Source organism: Acinetobacter sp. YH12138 (assembly GCF_015218525.1).
Classification (GTDB): domain Bacteria; phylum Pseudomonadota; class Gammaproteobacteria; order Pseudomonadales; family Moraxellaceae; genus Acinetobacter; species Acinetobacter amyesii.
On record NZ_CP048670.1, the window covers coordinates 1,230,306 to 1,246,489 of the forward strand.

14 protein-coding genes and 1 tRNA gene are annotated in these 16,184 nt (G+C 39.2%); 11 read left to right on the forward strand and 4 right to left on the reverse strand.

The features are described from left to right. The first annotated feature begins 2 nt into the window (after window positions 1–2). The 4 genes from gloA (at window position 3) to rpmE (ending at window position 2,565) form a co-directional block, all read left to right on the forward strand. Window positions 3–404: a lactoylglutathione lyase gene (gene gloA / locus G0029_RS05920; protein ID WP_078191833.1), complete on the forward strand. Its 402-nt coding sequence runs from the start codon at window positions 3–5 to the stop codon at window positions 402–404. Window positions 405–627: 223 nt separating this feature from the next. Next, window positions 628–1,602 carry a bile acid:sodium symporter family protein gene (locus tag G0029_RS05925; protein WP_180004882.1) on the forward strand — a complete coding sequence of 325 codons (975 nt, stop codon included), beginning with the start codon at window positions 628–630 and terminating at the stop codon, window positions 1,600–1,602. Window positions 1,603–1,652: 50 nt separating this feature from the next. After that, window positions 1,653–2,123 (forward strand): hypothetical protein, encoded by a 471-nt coding sequence (locus G0029_RS05930; protein WP_180107515.1) that lies wholly within the window; start codon window positions 1,653–1,655, stop codon window positions 2,121–2,123. A gap of 217 nt (window positions 2,124–2,340) precedes the next feature. Beyond that, entirely contained in the window at window positions 2,341–2,565 is a 225-nt protein-coding gene (gene rpmE / locus G0029_RS05935; RefSeq protein ID WP_078190165.1) for a 50S ribosomal protein L31, read from the forward strand. A gap of 83 nt (window positions 2,566–2,648) precedes the next feature. On the opposite strand, the gene G0029_RS05940 is transcribed toward rpmE, so the two are convergent. From G0029_RS05940 to epmB, 3 genes are read right to left on the reverse strand one after another with little or no spacing between them, the layout of a single operon-like run. Then, a complete protein-coding gene (locus tag G0029_RS05940) occupies window positions 2,649–4,778 on the reverse strand; it encodes an EAL domain-containing protein (RefSeq protein WP_180107514.1) in 2,130 nt (709 codons plus the stop codon). Further along, on the reverse strand, window positions 4,760–6,505 hold the full coding sequence (locus tag G0029_RS05945) for a GTPase (protein ID WP_180107513.1): 1,746 nt from the start codon (window positions 6,503–6,505) through the stop codon (window positions 4,760–4,762). The genes G0029_RS05940 and G0029_RS05945 overlap by 19 nt, the downstream gene beginning before the upstream one ends. Before the next feature lie 14 nt (window positions 6,506–6,519). Then, window positions 6,520–7,536 carry an EF-P beta-lysylation protein EpmB gene (gene epmB, locus G0029_RS05950; protein WP_078191830.1) on the reverse strand — a complete coding sequence of 339 codons (1,017 nt, stop codon included), beginning with the start codon at window positions 7,534–7,536 and terminating at the stop codon, window positions 6,520–6,522. A gap of 388 nt (window positions 7,537–7,924) precedes the next feature. On the opposite strand from epmB, the gene efp reads away from it, so the two are divergent. The 7 genes from efp (at window position 7,925) to G0029_RS05985 (ending at window position 15,335) form a co-directional block, all read left to right on the forward strand. Further along, window positions 7,925–8,494 carry an elongation factor P gene (gene efp / locus G0029_RS05955; RefSeq protein WP_067762759.1) on the forward strand — a complete coding sequence of 190 codons (570 nt, stop codon included), beginning with the start codon at window positions 7,925–7,927 and terminating at the stop codon, window positions 8,492–8,494. Between the two features lie 194 nt (window positions 8,495–8,688). Further along, complete coding sequence (locus G0029_RS05960; protein ID WP_078191829.1) at window positions 8,689–10,791, forward strand: carbon starvation CstA family protein; 2,103 nt, start codon at window positions 8,689–8,691, stop codon at window positions 10,789–10,791. Between the two features lie 13 nt (window positions 10,792–10,804). After that, complete coding sequence (locus G0029_RS05965) at window positions 10,805–11,107, forward strand: YbdD/YjiX family protein (RefSeq protein ID WP_180110233.1); 303 nt, start codon at window positions 10,805–10,807, stop codon at window positions 11,105–11,107. A gap of 228 nt (window positions 11,108–11,335) precedes the next feature. Next, complete coding sequence (locus G0029_RS05970) at window positions 11,336–12,292, forward strand: AAA family ATPase (RefSeq protein ID WP_180107512.1); 957 nt, start codon at window positions 11,336–11,338, stop codon at window positions 12,290–12,292. A 12-nt stretch (window positions 12,293–12,304) separates the two neighbouring features. Continuing rightward, complete coding sequence (locus G0029_RS05975) at window positions 12,305–13,210, forward strand: DUF58 domain-containing protein (protein ID WP_180107511.1); 906 nt, start codon at window positions 12,305–12,307, stop codon at window positions 13,208–13,210. Between the two features lie 3 nt (window positions 13,211–13,213). Beyond that, the gene (locus G0029_RS05980) at window positions 13,214–15,226 is read left to right on the forward strand and encodes a transglutaminaseTgpA domain-containing protein (protein WP_180107510.1); all 2,013 of its coding nucleotides are present in this window, start codon (window positions 13,214–13,216) and stop codon (window positions 15,224–15,226) included. A gap of 32 nt (window positions 15,227–15,258) precedes the next feature. Next, a tRNA-Val gene (locus G0029_RS05985) sits at window positions 15,259–15,335 on the forward strand. An 86-nt stretch (window positions 15,336–15,421) separates the two neighbouring features. Here the strand turns inward: G0029_RS05985 and G0029_RS05990 are convergent. Continuing rightward, complete coding sequence (locus G0029_RS05990; protein WP_180107509.1) at window positions 15,422–16,168, reverse strand: IS5 family transposase; 747 nt, start codon at window positions 16,166–16,168, stop codon at window positions 15,422–15,424. Window positions 16,169–16,184 lie beyond the last annotated feature (16 nt).

The following is a 16,184-nucleotide window of genomic DNA, read 5'->3' on the forward strand; positions in this document are numbered from 1 at the left end:
TTATGCGCATGCTGCATACCATGTTACGTGTAGGCAATTTAGAGCGTTCATTGGCGTTCTATACTGAAGTACTCGGTATGACTTTGCTTCGTAAGCGTGATTATGAAGAAGGTCGTTTTACTTTGGCATTTGTGGGCTATGGTGATGAAGAAAATCATACCGTACTCGAGTTAACGCATAACTGGGATACGGAGAGTTATGAATTGGGTAACGCTTATGGCCATATTGCTATTGCAGTAGATGATGCCTACAAGGCTTGTGAAGAAATTAAAGCACGTGGCGGAAACGTGGTACGTGAAGCAGGACCAATGAAAGGTGGTGTGACCGTCATTGCCTTTGTTGAAGATCCCGATGGCTATAAAATTGAGTTGATCCAACAAGACTCAAATGCACGAAATAATTAATGTGCAATCATTAATATAAAGTCATCTGTAATTCTGAATATTCTTATTTATAAATTTTTTTGCGTTGAGCTCACTATCAACGTTTAAAATAATGAATATATCGGAGAAAAGCTGGCTTTATTTATATGGCCCAGTAAGATGAAATTTACTCAATGGTAAATTTAGCTTATTGGGCATTTTTGTGCCGATGAGCTTTAAAGGGAAATTTGTACAGGATGTTGTTATGCTAAAAATGTTGGCTTTGGATCGTTTTACCATTCTACTTTTTGTAATGGTCATACTTGCGACTTTTTTGCCTGTTAGTGGTCAAGCTGCAGAAATCTTTGGCTATATTACCACGGCTGCAATTGCCATTTTATTTTTCCTCCATGGTGCAAAGTTATCTCGTGAGGCTGTGGTTGAAGGCATTATGCATTGGAAGTTACATGCTTTAGTTTTTGCTTTTACCTTTGCATTATTTCCATTATTGGGTTTAATGGCGAAACCAATTCTCGTGCCGATGTTAGGGCAAGAGTTGTATTGGGGCTTTTTGTTTATGTGCTTTTTACCTTCGACAGTACAGTCTTCTATTGCATTTACTTCGGTAGCACAGGGTAATGTTGCTGGCGCAGTCTGTAGTGCATCATTTTCAAATATTATTGGGATGTTTATTACCCCAGTGATGGTGGCCTATTTTATTCTCGGTCAGTCACAACATAACTACGATCCGACGGCATCTATTATCCAAATTACCCTGTTATTACTGATTCCCTTCATTTTAGGGCAGCTCCTCCGTCCTTGGGTGTTTCCTTATATGAAGAAAATGCCAAAAATTGTGAAGGTATTTGATCAGGGCTCAATTTTGATGGTGGTCTATGGCGCATTCAGCAGTGCGGTGGTGGCAGGGCTATGGCATCATGTGAGTGGTATGACTTTATTCCTGTTGATTGTGGCGTGCTCTGTCTTGTTAACAATCATTATGTTATTGGCGCTATATGTACCACGTTGGTTGGGCTTTAGCCGAGCTGATCAAAAGACGATTTTCTTTTGTGGTTCTAAAAAAACCTTGGCGAGCGGCGTGCCCATGGCACAAATTTTATTTATTGGGCAGCCGATGGGGATGATAGTTTTACCGATTATGATCTTTCACCAAATTCAGTTGATGGTCTGTGGTGTGATTGCCAACCTTTGGGCAAAACAAAGCCGTGGGCAAGAATAGGGCGAGATGAATAGGTCCTTTTAAAATACCTTATATAGATAAAAAAAATCATGAAAATTAAAAAAGGCATCTTCATTTTATTCTTGGGTATGAACACAGTCGTTCATGCTCAAGAGGATTTATCCGTAAATAGTAACCGTGATGTCATTGAAAAAATGCCGCTCATCAGCCTGCAGCCCATGTTGGATTTTTGTCGTGATCGACAACCACAGATGAATACGGAATTAGATCAGGCTTATCAAGCTGCCAAGCTAAAATTAATTGCTGCGGTTCAGGCTGTCCGTTTTAATGGTGTAGAGCCATTAAAGGCAAAAGATGTTGATCAGCCCGTCGATGCACAATTTAAACAGCAGGTTCAAAGTATGTTAGAGGGCATGAGCAGATCATTACAGTCAGTAAATGCTACGACGTTTTGTCCTGCATTTATTGAAAAATTAGACCATTTTGATCAAGCCCAATTTCAGCGTACAGTCGAATTACAATATCAGAAATATTTAGAGCAAGCTCAACCTAAAGAGTAGAGCGATTCAGCCTTGAATATCTATTTATTAACAATAAAAAATCAGCTATAATTTGCCCCAACTTGTTGTGCTTAGCTCTGACGGTATCCGTCTCGGTGGGCCAAAAGAATGGTCTGTTATGGTGTTGGTCTGCTTTTTTAAGCCTTCCTTGTAGTGATGCAAGAGTGATCAATTGCGATGACAGCTAAACCTTCTTAAATCTTAGGAGTAATCGACGATGCGCGCCGATATTCACCCAAAATATGAAACTTTAGTTGCTACATGTTCATGCGGTAACGTAATTGAAACTCGTTCAGCTCTTGGTAAAGAAACTATTTACCTAGACGTATGTTCTGCTTGCCACCCATTCTACACTGGTAAACAGAAAAGCGTTGACACTGGCGGTCGTATCGACAAATTCAAACAACGTTTTGCTGGTATGTCACGTTCTATCAAACGTTAATATCCAAAACGAAAAACGGGCTTTATGCCCGTTTTTTTGTGCCGATAAAAAAGATAAACCTTAAATCGGCAATGTTCAGAACCTTATTGGTCCTGAACATCGATGAGATGGTCGAGTTTCTTCTGGAAATAATCGCCTTGAATAAAGCGAGCTTCGACATTCCAAGCATTGGCAAATAGTGTCATGTCATTTAATTCACGTAACATGATTTCAACAGTTTTGATTTCATGATAAGTGGTAATTTTTTCTTGGAGCTCTTGGCACGACTTATCGTTTGCAAGCATTTTGGTCAAACTTGAATCTAATGTTAAGCAGTGAACATCCATTTGGCGTAATAATGATTCACTAAACATCGAATGACCAAAATTGCGTAAAGCCAGTTCGGCACCATTTTTACGAAGTTCTACAAATGCTTTTTGAGCGGCATCGATATTGAGCTGAATGTCTTCTTCGGCAAATTGTAAAATCAGTGGATTTTTCAATTTACTACGAATAATCGTAATTAGTTTCGAAATAAACTCAGGGAAGGTGCGGTCGTTATATAGCACTTCTTTGTTCAGGTTAACGATTAATTTAGCTTCAGGGAACTGAGTGATGAAGTTGTGTAGTTGTTTACACGATTCAACTAAGATCCAACGATCCAATTTAATGGAAAGCTCAGAGTCTTCAGCCAATTCACGTAGTTGGGCGATATCTTTCCATTTATTTTCAAAAATAAAGCCGCTGGTTACTTCATAAGTATAAAGATGTGAATCTTCTTTATCATACAGTTGCTGATATTTAAGATGAATTTCACCGCGTTCTAAGCAGTTGCGAAGGGCCTTGATAACAGGAGCTTCATCACTAACGACAATCGGCGCAATTTGTGCTTCTGGTGTACCGAAATCTAAACTTGGTATGTCAATTTCTAATGGAATCGTTAAATCGATTTCAGGTGCTTGTTGGTTGGTTGGTAGCGCAGTATTAAAGGCTTTCGCAATAAAGGTATCAAAATGTGCTTCATCACGAATATCGCTGTCTAAAACACTGTATCCTATGCGTAAATTTAATGGATAAGTTTCATTGTTTACACTGAGTAATTGAGGTTTGCTCAGGGTGTTAAGACCAATCAACTTAGAATCAAGTTTGAGCTGATTATCCGCTTGGAATAAGGCAACGATTGCACCATTATCTAAACTAAATAATGGAGCATGAGTCTGATCTTTCAAGAAGTCTTTAATATTGGTGAAATAGCTCTTATAGGTATTCCAATCTTTTTGAAAAATCGCATCAGAACAAGAAGCCAATGTAAATAGAACCAATGCATTTACATTAGCAGGTTGCTGGCCAATGGTGCGGTTGAGTTGTTGAAATGCTTTTGGTTTTTGTGGGCTAGCTTCAACTGGAGCGTTGCTTACAGCATTGCTGCTTTGACTGCCAATTTCAATTGCGAGCTGTAAAGCATCTTCTTCAGCCGCGGCAATAAATTCGAGTTTTAGTGGGTTTTGCCCAGCCACTGCGATATTTTGCGAAACAAGATCAAAACGTCCTAAATCGAGCTGTCCTTGGCTGATTTTTTTAAAGCGTTGTTTAAAGTCGTTGAGGTCAGTAGGTTGTAATAGATCGAGTAAAGGCAGACCAATTACATCATCTTCATTCTTTAGACCAAACAAAGTGAGATATTCAGCATTGGCTTGAATATGAATGCCTTCTTGAATCACGGCAACCGCTTTACGACTATCTTCAACTAAAGACTGGGTTTGGATTTGAGCTGTTTCGAGCTCTTCCATTAAATGTTGCTGCGATTGTTGTAGGCGACTAAAGGATAAAGCACGGATTAAACCAAAATAGAAACTCTCAGGTTCAGCAATATCGACAATGTCATAAATCCCTTTTTTGACTAAACTTGCATATTGTTCTGCTTGATAGTCTTCGGGTTTAAGTAAAATAATCGGTAAATTCGGTTGGCTCGATAGTTGAACTAAACTTAAAGCTTGTTCATATTTTAAATCATAAGCACGTCCAAAAATGATCAAGTCCCAATTGAGATTCAGCTGTTTTTCGAAATTTTGTAAATCATCAAGTAATATGGCATGAACTTGATGTTCGCTGTCTGTCAATAAATCACGTATCTGGTTAAAACGTATTTGATTATCATCAATAATGAGTAATCGAGTTTCCGTACGTTTTAGTTTTTTGGATAGTAATGGATTTCTCACTTTAATGCTTCCCATAAGTCGTTATTTTTGATCTCATTGCTCTGTTTCGCAATATAGTCTTTAACGACATTTTCTTGCTCTTCATTCAATAATTCATATTCAAAGCGAATAAAGCTTTGTGTCACCAACTGCGCTTTGGTGAGATAGACTTTGATATCTTCTTTGCCTAAGCGAAGGTGGATCGTTTGTTTCTCTCGGAAGAGATTTGCCCCAGGTAAAATTAAGGTCGTAGACACTTGATCAAGTTGTGTGGTCTGTACCAATAAAGCAGGTTGATGATTTGTTGTATTGCGGTCGGTACGAATATGGGCTGAACATGGATACAAATCTTGAGCCAGTACTTCGAGACCCAATTCCAAACTTTTTTCAGTCGATTGTTTGATCCAACGAACAACACCGCCACGCCATTGGCTTTGAGCATTTTCTTGGATCAAAATAAATTCGCCGGTTTTTAAATTGGCTGGGGTAGGGCCAGTCCATTTAATGCGATAACCATTCACACTAATATCTAATACGTCAGCAGTATGAATCCGTTTTGCTTCACGATCTAGCGCTTTCGCATTAGTCATGCCTGTTGGCATATTTGAATCATGCGAATTGACAAAAGAGGCTTCATTGTGGAATTGATAATTGCCTTCCAAATCTAAAGTTTCGTGGAAGTTTTTACCTTTAGAGAGATAGAAATGCGCCACCATTAAGCTAAAGCAAATATTAATTTGCGCAGAATATTCATAACGTTCATGACGACGTTCAGTGTTGTTGGTCAAAATATTATGAATATGGAAATATAGCGCTGGAGTTAAAAATAACTTTTCATTTTTAGATAAATAATTGGCATTTCTAGTTTGCGTTTCGGTCAAATGATCGAGCAAGTTTTGCGTTGAAATGTATACATTGGCTTGATAAGACCGATCTTGTTTTGAGTTATAAATCGGTGGGTGATCTTTTTTCGTGTCTACAACATAGCGTGAAAGCGTGGTTTCTTTCGGTAGGATTTGAACCAATTTTGCCCAGTCAAAGCTACATAAATACAAACCTTGGATTTCAGCAGGGCGAATCTGATGATTATTGAAAATATCTAATAAGATTAATTGTGCATAAGCTTGAGCAATATTTGCAATTTGATGTTGAGTACCCAGTAACTGATTGACATTACTTTGATAGAAATTGTGTTCAATGGCACATTCAATCAGTTGATGTGCCGCAATCCATTGACCTGCAGTCGGTGTGGCATACAACATATGTTGTTGATACAACAACAGTGTCAGTTGTTGCAACGCATAGTAGATTGATGCAATTCGAGCGGTTTGTAAGCTTTTTTTATGGCCGAATGAAAAAATCGAAAACTTTTGTTGATTAAGCTGCTGATTACATCGTTTGGCAATATCAATATAGATTTTGGCAAAGTGACTGCGTAAAAGCATAGCCAATTCAATGATTTGGTCATTACGATCCGTGGTAATGAGGCTTTGATTGGTAAAGTGTTTTTCTAAGCTTGTGAGCACACTTTCCATAGTCGGATGTAAAATTTGAACCAAATCAAAACGTAACATCTCTTGGCATTTCAGCTCGGAGATTTCAAGTAAGGCATTGAATAAAGCTTTAGATGAGGTACCCAATTGTAAAATTGAAATACCGTTTAACCACTCTTGCAGACCTTTAGCATTGGTCGGACAAAAGCTCAGTTTATCCAGCTTTAATTCAGTCGGATTGTAAAACGTATCTGAAGTATGCGTGGTCATCTTTATTATTTAACTCAAAAAGTTGAAGCCCCAAAAAGCGGTGTCTTGTTTTTTTCGCCCGCTATTTCCCGTACAAGTTTAGGAACCAAATAACCAGGTAGGTTCTCTAAAACTTTTTTATAAATTAAATCAATATCCTGAGCTGGTGTATCAAAATGATGAGCACCTTTTACTTTATCCAGAACATGCAAATAATATGGCATTACACCTGCGTCGAATAAGCGGTAACTCAAATCGACCAATACTTCTGCAGAATCATTAACCCCTTTTAATAAGACTGCTTGGTTCAGCACGGTGATTCCTTGTTTGACAAGCTGTTGAAGCTGGCTGCACGTGAAGTCATCTAGCTCTGATGGATGATTTGAGTGTACCACTAGAATAATGCGTAGCCTACTGTTTTTTAAAATAGAAACCAGCTCTTCATCGACACGGTTGGGGATTACGATAGGAACTCGTGAATGAATTCTCAAAAATTTAATTTGTGGCAAAGTCGATAAACGTTCAATCCACACTTGAAGTTTACGATTTGATAGTGTGAGCGGGTCTCCACCACTTAAAATCACTTCATTAATATCGGGTTGTTGTTCAATATATTGTTTAATGTTTGGCCAATCGTCATTTTTAGGCAGGTTTTCTTGGTATGGAAAATGACGGCGGAAACAATAACGGCAATGGACCGCGCAGGCACCGGTTAAAGTCAGTAAAAAACGAGACTTGTACTTATGTAATACCCCTGGCTGTTGGTTAGCCTGCTCTTCACCTAAAGGGTCGGTGACAAAACCGGCGTGTTCTTCAAGTTCCAAATGATGCGGTAGAACTTGGAGTAAAAGCGGATCAAGCGGATTACCTTTTTGCATTTTTTCGACAAAAGCGCGCGGCACACGTAGGCGAAACTCATCTGCTGCGAACTGAGCACCCGATAATAACTGATCATGCGAAAGTTCTAATACATCGAGTAATTCTTGAGGATTTGTTATCAAATCACTCAATTGGGTTTGCCAGTTTTGCTCTTGAAATAAATAGTTTATCATGCCGATTGTTTAAAAAATGCAGAAAGGTGAGTAGGGAATATTGCTGAAATTAATGCATCGAACTTTGATGTTTAAGCTGAAAAAATTCCGATAAAGCTTAGAACGGATGAAGCCTACGAAACATTTATTAAGTTTCAGTAAACAGCAATTTTACCTGTTTGTGGGCATTGTATAAACAAAGTTCTTTAATGTCTGAGTGTAAGTTAAGCAGCTTGACCCCTTTAATGGGGATTTTTTCGTTGCGACATGGTGCATTGGTCATTTAGAATACGCAATATCACATTAATGTGCATGTGGCAGCCAATGTTACAGTCAGTACTTGCTAAATGACATGTTACAGCCCATAGCATCTATAGATTAAAGTTAGTAAGTTTGGAGTGAGCCAGTCATGGCCTATTATTCTACGAATGATTTCAAGTCAGGCCTTAAGGTCATGCTTGACGGTAACCCATGTTCAATCATGGAAAACGAATACGTAAAACCAGGTAAAGGCCAAGCTTTTAACCGCGTAAAATTACGTAACCTTAAAACTGGTAAAGTTTTAGAAAAAACTTTCAAATCTGGTGATTCACTAGAAGCTGCTGACATCCAAGAAGTTGAAATGAACTACTTGTATAACGACGGTGAAATGTGGAACTTCATGGACCCAGAATCTTTCGAACAAATCGCTGCTGATAAAGTTGCTATGGGCGACGCGGCTAAATGGTTGAAAGATGACTCAAATGAACTTTGCACAATCATGTTATGGAATGGTGTTCCTTTAACTGTGAGCGCGCCAAATTTCGTTGTATTAAAAATCGTTGAAACTGATCCAGGTGTACGTGGTGATACTTCAGGCGGTGGCGGTAAACCGGCTAAGCTTGAAACTGGTGCAGTTGTACGTGTTCCATTATTCGTACAGCAAGAAGAAAGCGTTCGTGTAGACACTCGTACTGGTGACTATTTAGAACGTGCATAATGGTTTAAAAATAGACTATTATCGAAAGGGATGAAGTGATTCATCCCTTTTTTTATACCTATTGGTTTAAATTTTTATTCCAAAGTATTAGATGAAAAAGCCCATAACAGGAGTAGAGTTTCAAGGGAAGAAACAGCAGTACCTCGAACAAGAAAAATCAAGCTGATTTATTTCAACATTTATGAGGGATTGAGATGGAAAACATTCAACCGAAGTCAGGAATGGCTTCAAAGATTATCTGGCTGTTTGTAGCCATTCTAGGTGCCGTTTCATTCGGCATACTAGCACTCAGTCGAGGCGAGCATGTCAATGCAGTTTGGCTGATCCTTGCAGCAATCTGTGTGTATAGCATTGCATATCGTTTTTATAGTTTATTTATTGCCAATAAAGTCTTTGAACTGAATGAGCGACGTTTAACGCCTGCCCATCGCTTAGCTGACGGTTTGGATTATGTGCCGACCAATAAAAGCGTTCTATTTGGTCACCACTTTGCCGCGATTGCAGGTGCAGGTCCTTTAGTCGGACCGATCCTTGCTGCGCAAATGGGTTATTTGCCGGGAACAATTTGGCTCTTAGTGGGTGTTGTTCTCGCAGGTGCGGTTCAAGACTTTTTAGTCTTATTCATCTCGACGCGTCGTGATGGTCGTTCACTCGGTGAAATGGCAAAACAAGAACTTGGCTCATTTGCCGGAATCATCGTGATGCTTGGTGCACTTGGTGTGATGATCATCATTCTAGCGGTGCTGGCATTGGTAGTTGTAAAAGCGTTGACCAACAGTCCGTGGGGTGTTTTCAGTATCGCGGCCACTGTACCGATTGCGATTTTCATGGGTATCTATATGCGCTTTATCCGTCCGGGTAAAATTGCAGAAGTTTCAATCATTGGTTTTGTGCTGATGATGGCAGGGATTATCTATGGTGGCGACATTGCACAGCATCCTTATTGGGGGCCATTCTTTACACTTTCAGGTACTGAACTGACTTGGTGGCTGATCGGTTATGGTTTCGTAGCATCTGTGTTACCCGTATGGTTATTGCTTGCACCACGTGATTACCTATCGACCTTCTTGAAAATTGGTGTTATTGCAGGTTTAGCAATCGGGATCATGTTTGCTTTACCTGAAATGAAAATGCCAGCGGTAACGCATTTTATTGATGGTACAGGTCCTGTATTTGCTGGTTCAATGTTCCCATTCTTATTTATTACCATTGCCTGTGGTGCGATTTCAGGTTTCCATGCGCTCGTTTCTTCAGGAACGACACCGAAGCTTGTGAATAATGAAAAAGATATTCGCATGATCGGTTATGGCGGCATGTTGATGGAATCTTTTGTTGCGATCATGGCTTTGGTCTGTGCAACGATTCTTGAGCCTGGTGTGTATTTTGCGATTAATGCGCCAGCAGCTGTGATTGGTACAACGGTTGAGTCCGCTGCAGAAGCAGTTCGTACATTAGGCTTCGTGGTAACACCTGAAGCATTGACCTTACTTGCACAAGAAGTGGGTGAAAATTCGATTCTGTCTCGTACAGGTGGTGCACCAACGTTTGCGATTGGTATGGCGCATATCATTACGGAAATTTTTAATAACCGTTCAATGATGGCGTTCTGGTATCACTTTGCGATTTTATTCGAAGCACTCTTCATTTTAACGGCAGTTGATGCGGGTACACGTGCATGTCGTTTCATGGTGCAAGATACTGTGGGTATCGTGATTCCTGCGGTAAAAAACTCACATAACTTCTTCGGAAATCTGTTAGGTACAGCGGTGGCTGTTGCAGGTTGGGGCTTCTTCGTTTACCAAGGCGTGGTTGATCCACTCGGCGGTATTAATAGTTTATGGCCGCTATTTGGTATTGGTAACCAAATTCTTGCTGCGATGGCATTGATCTTGGGTACAGTGATTTTATTCAAGATGAAAAAACAAAAGTATGTTTGGGTGACAATTATCCCAACATTATTCTTGTTTATTACTTCAATGACCGCTGGTTGGCAGAAGATTTTCCACGAAAATCCAAAGATTGGTTTCTTGGCTCAAGCAGATCGTTTTAATGCAGCAATTGCAAAAAATGAATTGTTGGCACCTGCGAAAACCATGGCTGAAATGCATACGGTTGCATTGTCGAATCAAATCAATGCCGGTCTTTGTGCATTCTTTATGATCGTGGCATTTGTGATGTTATTTGCAGCGATTGGTGTGGTACGTCGTGCCTTGGCAAATCCAAACCCATCGGTGAATGAAGCAGAAGCGATTTACCGTGACCCAGCTGAAATTAATCCGTCAAATTCAGCACATTAATAGGGGAATATGAATGAACCTGAAGTTTGCAAAAAGTGGAAAAACGGTGATTTATAAAATCATTAAAATGACCATTATGTCGCAGAAGGATTTAATTCTGAACCCGAAAAATTGGTCACGTATTGCGACGTTGTGGCAACGTTTACAGCAAAGCTTCCGCCTGATGGTGGGTGTGCCAGATTACCAAAACTATTTGGAACATATGGCAAAACATCATCCTGATTTGGAAGCGATGGATGCAAAAAAATTTTATCGTCACTGTGTAGATGCACGTTATCCATCAGCTGGTGGTGACATGAAGAAGTGTCCTTGCTAATGCCTTGACTCGCGCTAAAAAACAAATAAAAAGCGTTCTTCGGGACGCTTTTTTTATTGCTGATTTGTGATCAGTCGAAGCGAAAACAACGCTTTTGTATACTCAATAAATATCAAGGATATCTATTTAAAGTATGGAACTGGGTATAGCTTGGAGATAAACAATGTATTTTTAAATAAAAACCTGTATGTTAGTCATTCATTTAACTTTTTTATTGGGGAATAAAAGGTGTTTTGGGGATCAGAGAAAAGCCAACAAAATAATACATCAACGCTTTTAAGTGAGCAGAGCCTTGCGCCTTTTTACCCGAAAATAAATACATTCCTCGAACAAATTAACCAAATTATTTTGGATAAAAAGCAGCAAACCAAATTGGCTTTAGCTTGTCTATTGGCAGGCGGGCATGTGCTATTTGAAGACTTACCTGGTTTAGGAAAAACGACATTATCTAGCGCCTTGTCACATTTGGCGGGTTTAAAGTTTCAACGGATTCAATTTACCAATGACATGCTGGCCAGTGATGTGATTGGGGTAAACATGTTTAATCAAAAAGAACATCATTTTGAGTTTAAATCTGGGCCAATTTTTACCCAAATATTATTGGCAGATGAAATCAACCGTTGTAGTCCAAAGACCCAAAGTGCTTTATTAGAAGCCATGGAAGAGGGTTATGTGACGGTCGATGGTGTACGATATGCTTTGCCTCAACCATTTTGGGTGATTGCGACACAAAACCCTTTATTTCAAAGTGGTACTTATGCTTTGCCTGAGTCCCAGCTAGACCGGTTTTTAATGCGGTTGTCTTTAGGTTATCCATCGCGTCAGGCAGAGAAATTATTGCTTCAACAAACTTCACGCCATGATCTGATTGCAGTATTAGCAAATATTTTTAACGAAGCCGAAATTTTACAACTACAAGGCTTTGTCGAGCAGATACATCTGAGTGATCGTTTAATGGATTACATTTTGGATCTTGCTGCTGAAACACGTAAAGGGAGACATGGTCTTTCTACGCGTGGTGTTTTAGCCTTAAAGAAAGCTGCGCAAGCCTATGCGCTGATTGATCAGCGAAATTATGTGAATCCTGACGATGTGCAAGCGGTGTTTACAGCGGTAGTGTCTCATCGAATTGGGCTGTCAGATCTTGAAGCCTTTAAGCTTTTAGAACAAGTTTCGATTCAATAAAGGAGTTGAACCTTGGCTTCAATGTGGCAGCAATGGATTGAACGTCGATTTAAAATTGATCAGCATAAACAGCTGACCCAAAAAGACGTCTTGATCTTTATCTATCAGCAAGGCTACTTGTATTTGGTGTTAATTTTCATCACCTTTATTGCAGGTGTGAATTATGCCAATAACTTGATTTTAGGATTTTGCTTTTTAATTAGCGCCGTATTGTGTATTAGTTTCTATATTACTTTTAAACAGCTTCATGCATTGCAGATTCAAATAAATGTTGTTGATACACCGCAAGTAGGTGAATTGCTCTCGGTCGAAATTTACTTCAAACAAGAGAGCGAGCAGGCGCGATATTTGTGGATTAAAACTGAAAATCAGCTACATAAATTATTGTTCAATACGCAACAGCATTGCTTTCAATTAAATTTTACAACCAGCCAACGCGGTGTTTTTCAGATTCCACCTATACAAATTTATAGTGTTTATCCCTTTGGTTTGGTTCGGGCCTGGACGTATTTGTACGTACAGCAACCAGTGTGGGTTGCACCTCAAGCCAGTTGGCATTCCGTTGAAAATAAGCAACAACAGCAAAACTTTGAACCTGATCTTGATGAATTTCGCGAATTACGGAGTTTTCAGACGGGGGATTCACTTCATGCGGTGTCTTGGAAACAAGCAGCACGAGGACAAGGTTTATATGTGAAAGTCTTTGAACAATATGAAGATCTAAAGAAATTGGAGATTCATTATCACCATATGCCAACTCAAAGTCATGAAGAAAAACTTAGCCTTATGATGGGTTTGGTCGAGCAGGCTGAGCAAAATCACGATCAATATGCACTGTATTTACCTAATTCTGAGTTGTCCTCAGGCAATGGGCCACTGCATTTTTCCGAAGCTAAACGGTTATTGGCGCAGGCTTGATTTATGATTGAAAATACCATAAGCCGCTCCATACTACTCACTTTAGCTTTGGTGCTCATTGCGCAAATGCTTTATATACCAGTGGTGACATCATTAGTATTTTTAGTCATTTGGCTTATTTTATTACACAATACCCGCGCCAGTAAAAAACCATTTTCTAAAATTTTAACCTATGTGCTGACATTGATAGCTTTATTCAGCATTTACATAAGCCATAAAACCTTTATTGGTGTTGATGCAGGGGTTACAGTACTTAGTACATTTTTATTTGCTAAATCTTTAGAAACAAAAACACGTCGTGATGTAATTATTCTATTTAACTTTGCGATGTTTGTGATTGCCAGTAGCTTTCTGTTTAGCCAGTCTTTCGCCATGGCACTGGTTATTTTATTGGCACTGTTGAGCTGTTTTATTGGATTATACCGTTTACAGACCGTTGGTTTTAGCCAAAACTCAGGCGGTGAAGTACAAGCGATTAAACAAGATATTGGGCATGTGGGAAAATTTATTGCCTTAGCTGTTCCATTTTTTATTTTACTGTTTCTCTTTTTTCCACGCCTACCACCGCTATGGCACATTCCTATTCCTGAAAATAAAGCCACAACAGGAATCAGTGACAGCATGTCTCCTGGCGATATTGCTGAGTTATCACAGTCGAGTAGCTTGGCATTTCGTATAATCGGAGATATTCAAGCCTTGCCACCACGTACAGAGCTGTATTGGCGGGCGATGGCTTTAGATGAATATGATGGTTCTAAATGGACAAGTCATTTTTTTAACCAGAACGTTATACAGCTGAATCCAGCCGATTTAAAACCCAAGCGGACATTGAATTATCAATATTTGGCTGCCGACCCAACTGTGATGTGGATTATGTCGTTGGAGCAATCCGTTCCCAATGAAGCACGTTTTGCTTTAGGTCAAGATGGTCGAATTACACCCTACCGATTAACAGCACGTACAGAGCCGATTCAACTGAAATGGTTAGGAAATGCAGAGCCGCCACAAATAAAAAATGTGGCTCTACTTGAAAAATTAAACACTCGCTATGTTGAACACTTGGATGTTCAATCACAACGATTGGCCCAAACTTTATGGCAGCGAAGTCGTCAAAATCCTGAGCGTTATATTGCCGAAGTTTTGCAATGGTATAAACAAAATCGCTTTGCATATACTTTAAGCCCAGGTGTATTGGGGCAAAATCGGATAGATGATTTTTTATTTGGATCAAGACAGGGCTTTTGCGAACATTTTGCTTCAAGTTTTGCAATGTTGATGCGCTATGTTGGCGTACCATCGCGTATTGTCGTGGGATATCAAGGGGGGCAATTAGCACCAGATGGGAAAAGTTGGGAGGTTCGTCAGCTCGATGCACATGCGTGGACAGAGGTTTATGTCAATCAACATTGGCGTCGTATTGATCCGACGGCCATGATCGCACCGCAGCGTATCGATGGGGGGATGCAGGATTATATGGAACAAGATCGGACAATTTTTGGGAGTCAGCAGTCGACTTGGGCCTATCAACAATTTTCGATGTTGAATAAAGTCCGTGTATGGAGTGATTATGCGAGTTACCAATGGCAGAGTAAAGTGGTGGGTTACAATGCAGAATCACAGCAACAATGGTTTAAAAAGCTCGGGGTAAATTCTGCTTATGCAGGTGGTTTAATTCTTATATTGAGTATTGGTGGAGTTGTTGCATTATATTTTATATGGATTTTGTGGAAAAAAAGAAAAAGCCTAAGCTCTCTGGAAAGAGAAATTGCCAAGTTTGCTAAGAATATACCCTTGAGCCAGCAAAAATTGACTTCTGAAAGTTTTCGGCATTGGTTACAACGTTTGGCTGAAAATGTACCTGAACATGAAAGACGTTCATTTGAACAATCCATCAAGTTATTTGAGCAGGAAATTTATGTAGGTACCGCGCTAAGTTCTCATGATATTCAATATTTTAAGGCTTTGCTTAAAACTTGTACGCAAAGTTTAAAAAAGTCAGAAAAGGGCTTGTCATAAAAAATAAAAATGAATATGATTCTACGCATTCTAGGTTTATAGCTCAGTTGGTTAGAGCGCTACGTTGACATCGTAGAGGTCACCAGTTCGAATCTGGTTAAACCTACCAAATTCAAAAAGCAGAATCAAAATGATTCTGCTTTTTTTTATCTGAAATTATTAGGGTCTGTTGACATTTACTGTTCATAATTAACCCTATAAAGGTAGCCATAAAAATATACAGGCTAAAGCAACAGAACTTTGATAATTCCTTTTGAGCTTGTCATATCGAGTAGCTATTCCTCTAAATTGCTTTAATCTACAAAACATATTTTCAACTAAATGCCTGATTTTATATAAATACCAGTCCATATGGTCATTGTTCGATTTGCTATTCGTTTTCCTTGGTATATTCGCTTTAGTCCTTGTTTTCCTGATCTGTTCACGCAGTGATTCTGAATCATAGCCTTTATCTGCGCATACCACTTTTGTCTCTTTTAAATCTAATATTGATATTAAATCAGGTGCAACTTTAACATCATGTATGGTTCCATCGATAATCATGAAATCAATAGGATTGCCATGTGCATCAACAATCAAATGTATTTTTGAGGAGTTTCCTCCTACACTTTTAGAAATAGATTGATTCGCTATGCCGGCAGAATGTTGATGAGCACGTACATGAGAGCCATCAATAAAAATCCACTCCATATCGGGGCATGAGGCTAGTAATTTAAATAATCTAAGTAACTTACCGCTGCTTGACCAACGATTAAAACGTTTGAAAATAGAGTTTGAATGACTAAAACAAGAAGGAATATCTCGCCACGGACAGCCTGTTCTAATTCTATAGAGAATAGCTTCAATAAAATTGCGTAAATTTGAGCTGTGGTGAATGGATAAATTACGCAGAATAACTTTCAACTTTTGCCAGTGTTGATCTGTCAGCATGGTACGAGGCATAGCGAATAGTAAATTA

Bases quoted from the DNA above. Each gene is read 5' to 3' on its own strand.
- gloA (WP_078191833.1), top strand. From the start codon at position 3: ATGCGCATGCTGCATACCATGTTACGTGTAGGCAATTTAGAGCGTTCA.
- G0029_RS05925 (WP_180004882.1), top strand. From the start codon at position 628: ATGCTAAAAATGTTGGCTTTGGATCGTTTTACCATTCTACTTTTTGTA.
- G0029_RS05930 (WP_180107515.1), top strand. From the start codon at position 1,653: ATGAAAATTAAAAAAGGCATCTTCATTTTATTCTTGGGTATGAACACA.
- rpmE (WP_078190165.1), top strand. From the start codon at position 2,341: ATGCGCGCCGATATTCACCCAAAATATGAAACTTTAGTTGCTACATGT.
- G0029_RS05940 (WP_180107514.1), bottom strand. From the start codon at position 4,778: ATGGGAAGCATTAAAGTGAGAAATCCATTACTATCCAAAAAACTAAAA.
- G0029_RS05945 (WP_180107513.1), bottom strand. From the start codon at position 6,505: ATGACCACGCATACTTCAGATACGTTTTACAATCCGACTGAATTAAAG.
- epmB (WP_078191830.1), bottom strand. From the start codon at position 7,536: ATGATAAACTATTTATTTCAAGAGCAAAACTGGCAAACCCAATTGAGT.
- efp (WP_067762759.1), top strand. From the start codon at position 7,925: ATGGCCTATTATTCTACGAATGATTTCAAGTCAGGCCTTAAGGTCATG.
- G0029_RS05960 (WP_078191829.1), top strand. From the start codon at position 8,689: ATGGAAAACATTCAACCGAAGTCAGGAATGGCTTCAAAGATTATCTGG.
- G0029_RS05965 (WP_180110233.1), top strand. From the start codon at position 10,805: ATGAACCTGAAGTTTGCAAAAAGTGGAAAAACGGTGATTTATAAAATC.
- G0029_RS05980 (WP_180107510.1), top strand. From the start codon at position 13,214: ATGATTGAAAATACCATAAGCCGCTCCATACTACTCACTTTAGCTTTG.
- G0029_RS05990 (WP_180107509.1), bottom strand. From the start codon at position 16,168: ATGCCTCGTACCATGCTGACAGATCAACACTGGCAAAAGTTGAAAGTT.